Origin of the sequence: Pseudomonas caspiana (assembly GCF_002158995.1) — a bacterium.
In the GTDB taxonomy this organism is placed as follows: Bacteria; Pseudomonadota; Gammaproteobacteria; order Pseudomonadales; family Pseudomonadaceae; genus Aquipseudomonas; species Aquipseudomonas caspiana.
Window position 1 is genome coordinate 41,456 of record NZ_LOHF01000024.1, and the last position, 9,488, is coordinate 50,943.

5 protein-coding genes are annotated in these 9,488 nt (G+C 57.0%); all 5 read left to right on the forward strand.

Annotated elements, in window-relative coordinates; genetic code table 11:
* Positions 1-84: 84 nt before the first annotated feature.
* The 5 genes from AUC60_RS22405 to AUC60_RS22425 all read left to right on the forward strand — a co-directional run bounded on the left by AUC60_RS22405 (position 85) and on the right by AUC60_RS22425 (position 9,101).
* Complete coding sequence (locus AUC60_RS22405; protein ID WP_158099149.1) at positions 85-1,038, forward strand: fimbrial protein; 954 nt, start codon at positions 85-87, stop codon at positions 1,036-1,038.
* Between the two features lie 60 nt (positions 1,039-1,098).
* Complete coding sequence (locus AUC60_RS22410) at positions 1,099-3,915, forward strand: response regulator (protein ID WP_087273051.1); 2,817 nt, start codon at positions 1,099-1,101, stop codon at positions 3,913-3,915.
* On the forward strand, positions 3,912-5,108 hold the full coding sequence (gene pvrR / locus AUC60_RS22415; RefSeq protein ID WP_087272907.1) for a response regulator cyclic di-GMP phosphodiesterase PvrR: 1,197 nt from the start codon (positions 3,912-3,914) through the stop codon (positions 5,106-5,108). Before AUC60_RS22410 ends, pvrR begins: the two co-directional genes overlap by 4 nt.
* Before the next feature lie 93 nt (positions 5,109-5,201).
* Positions 5,202-8,450 (forward strand): hybrid sensor histidine kinase/response regulator, encoded by a 3,249-nt coding sequence (locus tag AUC60_RS22420; RefSeq protein ID WP_087273054.1) that lies wholly within the window; start codon positions 5,202-5,204, stop codon positions 8,448-8,450.
* 3 nt (positions 8,451-8,453) lie between these two features.
* Positions 8,454-9,101, forward strand: a complete 648-nt coding sequence (locus AUC60_RS22425; RefSeq protein ID WP_087272909.1) for a response regulator — start codon at positions 8,454-8,456, stop codon at positions 9,099-9,101.
* The last annotated feature ends 387 nt before the right edge of the window (positions 9,102-9,488 follow it).

Consider the following 9,488-nt stretch of genomic DNA (forward strand, 5'->3'; position numbering starts at 1 on the left):
ACAGAAAAGCATTAAAAATCAGTAATTTATATTTTTTCTGAGCGCTTAACTCAGTTAGTTATGCGTTTTTTAACAGGAGTCCACATGAAAGATTTTCTGCTGAAACCCGTCCCCGCCAAGTGGTGCCTGGGTGCGTTTGTTTTGTTGTTTTGGGTTGGGCAAAGTTGGGCGACTTGTTCTTTCATCGGCTCGGATAACAATTCGACCTTTACGGTGACCGTGCCCGCAACCCTCGCCGTGCCGAAAAATACACCCAACGGTACAGAGCTTTTTCGATCAAGCCCCGTCACGCTCTCGAACGTACCTGGATTTACATGTACAGGTGCAGGCGACTCATTCGGCTACTACAACAGTCGAGGTACAACGGCAGGGAGCGACCCGAGTCCAATCGGCACGACCGGGCTGGGCTGGCGCTATTTTTATAACGGATATGCATTACCTGGGCACCCTTCAGGCTGGGGTCTCATGGGTGGCGCAGGAATCAATGGCACAACTGCCGTGCTGCAAATTGTAAAGATAGGTACGGTCACGTCGGGTTCTATCTCCGGCGGCATCATCGGCACGTTTCGCGTTGGCAGCAACAACCTGGATGTGTCCAGAATGAGCCTGTCCAATGCGATCAATATCACCGAAGTCAGTTGTCAGACGCCATCAGTCAACGTCGCTTTGGGCAAGCACCGCGTCAGCGAATTCGGCGCAGTAGGCAGTATCACCGGGCAGACAGCGTTCAATATCCAGCTTAATAACTGCCCTGGCGGGCTGGGCGGCATCAGTTATCGGCTGGACCCGGTCAATACCGCGTTCAACGCAAGTCAGGGCATTCTTGCACTCGATACTGGTGGGGCGACGGGGGTTGGTATCCAGATCACTGACGACCGCAATGCCGCGATTGGTCTGGGTGCCGCGAAGCGCTTCCTCACGGCACCTTCCAGCGGGAATTATTCGATCCCGCTGCGCGCCGCTTACTACAAAACCGCTAATACGGTCACCGGCGGGCCGGCCAACGCTTCCCTGCAATTCACCATTACTTATCAATAAGTACTGCCTTTTAAGATTCGCCTTATGTCCGCCAAAGGGCATAAGGCTTACTTTGCCCTCATGAAACTACGTCAATTCATTGATCCGCTGGACTCGTCCTTCTCGACCCCCAAGGCCGCGCGTAAGCTGTTGCACTTGTTCGCCATTGCCTTGGTGCTGGGTTTTTATGCCGGAATCTATAGCTACCTGAGCGCCCGCCTGAGCGAGGAGATTTCTCTGCGTCGCAGCGACATGAATGCGGCGATTTCCGATGCGCAGAGTTTTTTCGTCAGCCGCCAGACACTGCTGAAAACCCTCGGCCTTGCCGCCGTGCGTAATGTCACCGCGCCGCAAAACAGTGCCAGCGTCATGCAGGGTGAGGAAGTGCATTTCGGCCTGGGCGCTGGTGACCAAAGCTGGAGCCTCTGGCTGACCAAGCGAACGGTCAGTTACCTGCGTACCAACAAGGTCAATCTGCTCTACGTTGGCAAAGCTGACAGCAGCGAAGTCGTGCGTCTTTTCACCGCCAGCGATGCTGTGCCGGTGATCCCCGCAGCCGTGTTGGCGCGTTTGCGTCTGGGCGATCATCAGGGCGATATCGCTGACGATGACCTATGGCTCACGGACCAACATTCGTTGAATGCGTCGTTGTACATTTTTACCCGCCTGGACGAGCGCAGCGCCGAATCCGGCTGGCTTGGGTTTGAGGTCGAGTCTCCGGATCTTATGAGTGCTCTACACAAGGACAACGCCGGGCAATTCATGCTGCTCGATGCCGAAGGTCAACTGATTTTCGCCAGTGCTGATCGGCGTCCGCTGTCGTTGGCCCTTGAGCAACTGAGCGCCAGGCAGTCTTTTGGTTTCGTGGGCAATGGCTGGATGCCTGACCACCTGGCGATCCGCAAGCAACTGGGCTACTCGGACTGGCAGATCGTATACGCCATTGAAATGCGCTCGCTGCTGCCGGTCCTGGGTCTACCTTTTTTAATTTGCCTGCTGTTTTGCGTGGTCATTACCTGGCTTATGTATCGGTTGGTACGGCGTATTGATCAACGACTGATTATCCCTGCGGGCCATCGCATCGAAGCGCTCGTCGAGAGTGAGGCCTTTAGCCGCGCAGTGATCCAGATTGCTCCGGTGGCGCTGTGTGTCTTGCGTCGTCAGGACGGCGCTGTCGTGCTGGAAAATCCGCTGTCCCAGCAATGGCTCGGCGACGGCAGCGAGCGTCAGCAACTTTGTCATGGCTGGATCCGGCGCGGTTTCGACGACATCGATCAGAACAGCACCGATGAGCTGCAGATGGCCGATGGTCGGCACCTTTACCTGAGTTTCGCCCCCACCCGCTACAAGCGCGAAGATGTGCTGATCTGTGCGTTCAGCGATATCAGTGCGCGCAAACAGGTGGAGGTCGCGCTGGAGCAGGCAAGGCGTATGGCCGACGCGGCCAACGAAGCCAAAACCTTATTCCTGGCGACCATGAGCCACGAAATTCGCACACCGCTGTATGGCGTGCTCGGCACCCTTGAGTTGTTAGCGCGTACGGCGTTGAGTGAACAGCAGAAGAACTATCTGAAGGCGATCGAAGGCTCGTCCGCCAACTTGCTGCAGTTGATTTGCGATGTGTTGGACGTATCGCGGATTGAAGCTGGTCAGTTGCAGCTGGAGATCAGCCGCTTCTCGCCCCTGGCGCTGATCGAGGAAGTAATCCAGGGCTACGCCGCAGCGGCACAAAGCAAAGGCTTGCAGCTGTTTGCCTGTATCGATCCGCAGCTGCCGGACTGGCTCAACGGTGACGTGACCCGTATCCGGCAGATCCTCAATAACCTGTTGAACAATGCCCTGAAATTCACTGACAGCGGCCGGATTATCTTGCGGGTCCGGCTCGACAGCAGGGACGGTGAGCGGGTCACGCTGCACTGGCAGGTTTCCGATACCGGCAAGGGCATCTCTCACGAGAGTCAGCAGCATCTGTTCGAGCCGTTTTATCAGGCCGATGGCAACACCAATGTGGTGGCGGGCACCGGTTTGGGTTTGTCGATCTGCAAGCGCTTGATGCATTTGATGAACGGCAGTATGCGGGTCGTGAGCGAGCCCGGTCTGGGCAGCAGCTTCACGTTGCATTTGTCGCTGGAGCAGCTGCCGACTCTCGGTCACGCACTGTTCGCCAATCCATTGCTGCCAGAACAGGTCTACGTGGTATCGCCGATTCGTGAACTGGCCGAAAACCTCTGCGGCTGGCTGTGCCGCTGGGGCGCAAGGGCGCAGGTCGGCGTGCCCGGCGTTAGCGACCAGCCGGATGCTGCAGTGTTGCTCGAAGTGCATCCGGGCCGCGTGCAAGGCTCGCTCGCGCCGGATTGGTTCGGTGCCCGGGTGGTCGCGGCCACCGATATTCATGGCGACACCCTTGGCTCGGCGTTTGAGCCGGTCAGCCTCAACAGCCTGCCTGCGCTGCATCGGGCTCTGGCCACGGCGCAGGGCCAGACTGTGGAATTGAAGGCACCACTGGACGATACCCGTGCGGCCTTCAATCTCGGCATTCATGTCTTGGTGGCTGAAGACAACGTAATCAATCAACTGATTCTGCGTGACCAGCTGGAGGAGTTGGGTTGTACCGTCGAGCTTGCTGACGATGGCGTTGCAGCCCTGGAAATGTGGCAAGCGTCATCCTTCGATCTGATTCTTACCGACATCAACATGCCACGCATGAACGGTTACGAACTGGCCGCACAGTTACGTCGCCAGGATTGCAGTCTGCCGATTATTGGTGCCACCGCAAATGCGATGCGCGAAGAAGGCGACAGGTGCATGGAGGCGGGCATGAATCAGTGCCTGATCAAACCGTTTGCATTACGTGCCCTTTACAACTGCCTGGAACCTTACCAAAGGAGTAGCAATTGAAGCCCTATCGGGTACTGATCGTTGAAGACCATCCCTTTCAACATGAGTACTTGCTGCACCTGTTCAGCGATTTGGGTGGCTTTCAAGTCGATGCGGTCTGGGATGGTCCGACCGCGCTGACGCGCTTGAGTAGCAGCCACTACGATCTGGTCGTCAGTGACTTGTTCATGCCAGGCATGGACGGCGTACAACTGATCGAGAAGCTGGCCGGGCTGCCTGATTGTCCAGCTTTGGCGTTGATGAGTGTTGCTTCGCGGCGGATGCTGGTCAGCGCCGGGCTGGCGGCCAAGAACCTGGGCCTGAATGTCATCGGGCTGATTTCAAAACCGGTGGAAGCGCAGGCTATCGTTCGTTTGCGCGATGGCCTTGATGCGTTACGCAAACGTGGCAGCGCGCCTGTCGGTAGCCCGTTGCGGCATGATCGGCAGCGACTGCTGCAAGCCATGCGCAGCGGTCAGATCCAGCCGTGGTTTCAACCCAAGAAGTCGTTGAAGGATGGTCGAATTTGCGGTGCCGAGGCGCTGGTGCGTTGGCAGCACCCACAGCTGGGCACGCTGATGCCCGGCGACTTCCTGGCGGCAATCGAACGGTTGGCACTGGAAGAGGAACTGCTCTGGCTGATGTTAGAGCGTACCCTCGAAGTTCAGGCGTATTGGCGCAAGCGGGGGTACGAGGTTTCGGTATCGATCAACTTGCCGACCCATTTGCTGGACAGCCATGACCTGTCCGACCGGCTACATGCCCGAGTACTGGCCCTTGGGGGCGAGCCGCGCTCGATCTGTTTCGAACTGCTCGAAACCTCAACCACTCAAGCGCTTAGTGCCTATTACGCCGGTGCCTGCCGCTTACGAATGATGGGCTTTGGCCTGGCTCAGGATGATTTCGGCAAAGGCTTCAGTTCTTATTTCAACCTGATCTCCACCCCGTTCAGTGAACTGAAAATCGATCGATCACTGGTCAATGGCTGTGTCGAGAACGAAAGCATGGCCGCCGCTTTACAGAGCATCGTCGAGCTCAGCGGCAAGCTGGGCCTGACAGTGACTGCCGAAGGCGTGGAGACACAGGCTGAACTGGCCTTCTTGCGCAAGATTCGTTGCGACCAAGCGCAGGGTTTTCTGATCTGTGCAGCGGTTGCCCCAGAACTGTTTCTCGATTTGCTGCGTGAAGATGGCCAGACGCCAGCACTAAAATGATCTGCTACTGTCTATTCATGAGCATGCCAGGGAGTGGCGACCAAGCTGTAAGCGATGGCTGCGGCACATTCCCTTCATAAACGGCAGCGCTTGATGAAACATGAAAGCCTGAAATTAGGTGCCTTGGCGCTAAGCTCTCAGCGGCTCAACAAGTTGCTGCTGATAATGGCCGGTTTGTCCTTGTTGCTGATCGGTACGTGCTGGTGGGCGATTGACCGTGTGCTGGAAGAAGAGCGCGATAAGGTCAATTTTCATTTCGCCCGGTTGGTTGAAAGTATTCATGAATACGAGTCCTTTCTGCACAACGTGGCCGACGCTTACGATCGCACCAGCCAGAATGTGAAAACCGACGTTCGGCCGATGTCCCGGGTGGAGCTGATGCAGCAGGGCGACGAGCGGGTGTTCCAGAATCGTGGCCTGGCCATGTCTCAGCCATTCACCTTGAGTGAGCGCACCCGCTATAGCCCGACCGAGTTGCAGGGCGCCTATTCTCTGGGCGTGCAACTGACCGATTACTACAGCACCTTCTGGTCGAGTTCTTATTATTCAGCGCCGCAGACATTTCTGTTTTCGCCGTCGGACCAGTTCAATATCGCGGTCCCCGGTATTGATGGCTCGCGCAAGCCGGCAGCGTTGCTCAAGGGTAATTTCTTCGAAGTCACCGGTCGTCTGTTTCAGGCTTTGCTTGAGCAGCGCGGCCAGTTGAACGACACCCATGTACGCTGGATGCGTGCACCCCCTGACCTGCTGCCAGGTACCCGAAACATCATTGCGTTTATCGGCGTCGACATCACGCCCGAGATCATGCCGGCTCGGCAGGATAACGGACTGCTGACCTTCGCCGCATTACTCGACGCGGGCAAGTTCAATGAGCTGAATCGACTACTGGACCGGTCGATTGATAACGAGGTCACGTTGATTTCCCCGATCGGTGAGGTATTGCTGGGGATGGCCCAGGATCATATCGATAGCCCCATGGGCCTGAGTCTCGACAGTCACGGGCTGCATTTCAAAGTCAGCTCATCGGGCAGTCAGCAATGGGTTGGCTTGTACACCGTCAGCTATAAAAGCTTCTTTCGTTATGCGCAGTGGCCGCTGCTTGGCATCTTCAGCGTGTTTCTGCTTGCGCTGTTCGCAGGCTGGCGAGTCAACCGTTGGTATCGCACACAAATAGTCGACCCTGCGCAGCGCGCCAATCGGCGCCTGACCGAGAGCGAAGCGTTCAACCGAGTGATGCTGCATAGCGCACCGGTTGGGTTGTGCGTGGTGCAGCGCAACAACAGTAAAGTACTGCTGGAAAACCAGCGTGCCCAGGAATGGCAGGGCACTGCCGAGCTGATCAGCCTGCTCAAGCGCGACTATCAGGATCAGGACCCGCAGGAAGTACAGATCGAAGTGGCTGGTCGGCATTTACTGGTGTGCTTCGTGTCGACTCGTTATCAAGGCGAAGACGTGGTGTTGTGCGGCTTCAACGACATCACCCGGCACGTGGATGACGCGCAACTGATGGAGCAGGCCAGGCTTTCTGCTGATCAGGCCAGCGCCGCGAAAACCTTGTTTCTGGCAACCATGAGTCATGAAATTCGTACGCCGTTGTATGGCGTATTGGGCAACCTTGAGCTGCTCGGGCTTACCGAACTGAGCCCCCGCCAGCACGATTATCTGCAGACCATCCAGCGCTCGTCGTCAGTCCTGTTTCAACTGATCAGCGATGTATTGGACGTGTCGAAAATCGAATCCGGGCAAATGGCCCTGGAAACCTCGACGTTCAGCCCACTGGATGTCTTCGAGGATGCCGTGCGCAGTTACGCTGCCACCGCAGGCAACAAGGGCCTGCAGGTGTTCGCCTGTGCCGATGCGAACCTGCCTGCCCAGATGCGCGGCGACAGCGGACGCATCCGTCAGATCATCAATAATCTGCTCGGCAACGCGGTTAAATTCACTGACTCGGGGCGCGTGGTGCTGCGTTTGAAAGTCACCGATCTGGACCAGACTCATGCCTCGCTGCAATGGCAGGTTTCCGACACCGGGCCGGGCATCAGCGAGAAGCAGTTGACTCAATTGTTCAAACCGTTCGCGCAGGTCAGCGGCAGCGAACGGGCAGGGGGCGCAGGCTTGGGACTGTCGATTTGTGCGCGTCTCGCCGAACTGATGGATGCCAACCTGCGTGTGGTCAGCGAGCCAGGTCTGGGTAGCAGTTTTTCGTTGCATATCCGGCTTCCTGTGGTGCTGGGGCCGTTGGCTGATTGTGCGGATATCGAGCTGGATGATGTGGCGGTGTATGTTCGCGCGCCTATGAAAGAGCTGGAGCAAAACCTGATCGACTGGCTCAGTCGCTGGGGCGCCAGAGCTATGGTGTTGCCCGACGATTTCAACGGTAACAGCCAGTCACTGTTGCTCGACATGGGGCAGAGCAACACGGAGTTGGCGACCTGGCACGGCCAGCGGATTACGGTCAGTGAGCGAGGGCAAAGCCAGCCGCAGCCAACGGAACAAGGCTGGGAAGTGAGTTCTTTTGATATTCGTGCGATTGCTCGTGCCCTGACCCTTGCGAGTCACGGGCCGGCGCGTCAGTTGGCATCGAGGCGTACCGACACAGCGATCCCTGAAGGGCTGCGCGTGCTGGTGGCTGAAGACAATCCGATCAATCGGGCGATCCTGCAAGAACAACTCGAAGCGCTGAGCGCTCGGGTAGTGACTGCCGAAAACGGTGAGGAAGCGTTGCAGCGTTGGGCGCCAGAGTTGTTCGACCTGATCATCACCGACGTCAACATGCCGTTGCTCAATGGCTACGAGCTGACCCGGGCATTGCGTGCGCGTGATGCGCGGACACCGATAATCGGGGTCACGGCCAACGCCATGCGCGAGGAAGGCGAGCAATGTCTGGCGGTGGGCATGAATGCCTGGATCGTCAAGCCGTTGAGCCTTAAAACCTTGCGCCAGGCGTTGATCACTCATTGCGGGCCTTCTACTACACAACTGCCTTCCCCGGCTGTTGTGCAGGCCGGCGACATGGATGGCTGGATCAGCTTTTCCCCAGCCATGCACCGACTGTTTATCGAGACCATGCAAGACGACCTCAACATGACTGCGCACGCGCTCGACCAGTCCGACAGCGCAGGTGTGGTGCGGCATTTGCACCGGATGAACGGCTCATTGGCGTCGGTGCGGGCCTCGCAGTTGTCGGCGGCTTGCAATGAACTCGAAGTGTTGTTGCTGGATAAACCGCTGGACGCCGAATCAGCCGATGCAGTGCGAATTTTGCTAAAACGTCTGGAGGTGATGCTACGTGCTTTGCCCACGGATCCCGGACCAGACGAATCGCCATCCAATGGCAGGTAGCTAATGAAGAAAATAAAGGTCGTGATCGCGGATGACCACCCGATCGTACTGTTCGGGCTACGCGAAATCATCCAGCGGGACGGGCGCTTCGAGGTGGCTGCCGAGGCGACCAGTTCCAGCCAGTTAATTGCCGAGTTGAATACCCACGAGCCGGAGGTGGTCATCACCGACTTCAACATGCCGGGCGACTCGACTTATGGCGACGGTCTTAAACTCGTCGAGTACCTGATCCGGCGGTTCGTCAAAACCCAGGTGCTGGTCCTGACGATGATTTCCAATAACCTGATTCTTTCCCGACTGCATGAGTTGGGCGTGGTGGGTGTCATCCAGAAAAACCATCTGCACGAAGAAATCGAGAACGCACTGGATGCCCTGGCGTTGAACCGCAGCTATCGAGGGCCGGTGCAGGAAGCGATTTCAGTGCAGGTCAACAACCAGCAAGTGGATGAACGCTTCGCCAGCCTGTCACCCAGAGAGGTGGAAGTGCTACGACTGTTCGTGATTGGTAACAGCGTCAGCGACATTGCCCGGCAGGTAAACCGCAGCACCAAAACAGTCAGCGCCCAGAAAATTTCGGCGATGCGTAAACTGGAAGTGACCAGCGACCATGCCTTGATGACGTATTGCATCAAGGCGGGGCAGTTTCAGTAGCCTTGTGGGAGTCTGACTTGCCCGCGATGAGCCTGATATCTGCGGTGTCCTTTCGGCGGAATACCACCCAGACCCAGCACCTTACACAAGTTGGCCCTGATCTCATGTTCATGATTGGCCAGTAGGACCGAATTTATTCGGGAAGGTAGTATTTCAACGATAAATAAGCAGCGGATACACCGGCCCTTTGCAAATGAATTCGCTCCCACCGGGGTCAGCGCCTGCAGGCAAACACAGGGTTTCTCTCGGATATCGGTGACTGCAGGAGCCGAGATTGCAGGCGGACTATTCGGCTGGCTTGCTCTTGCTGAAACAAAAAATCCCCGGATCAATAAATGACCGGGGATTTTTTTAGCTGAATGCGTGGCGAGCCACGCAAGCCATCAG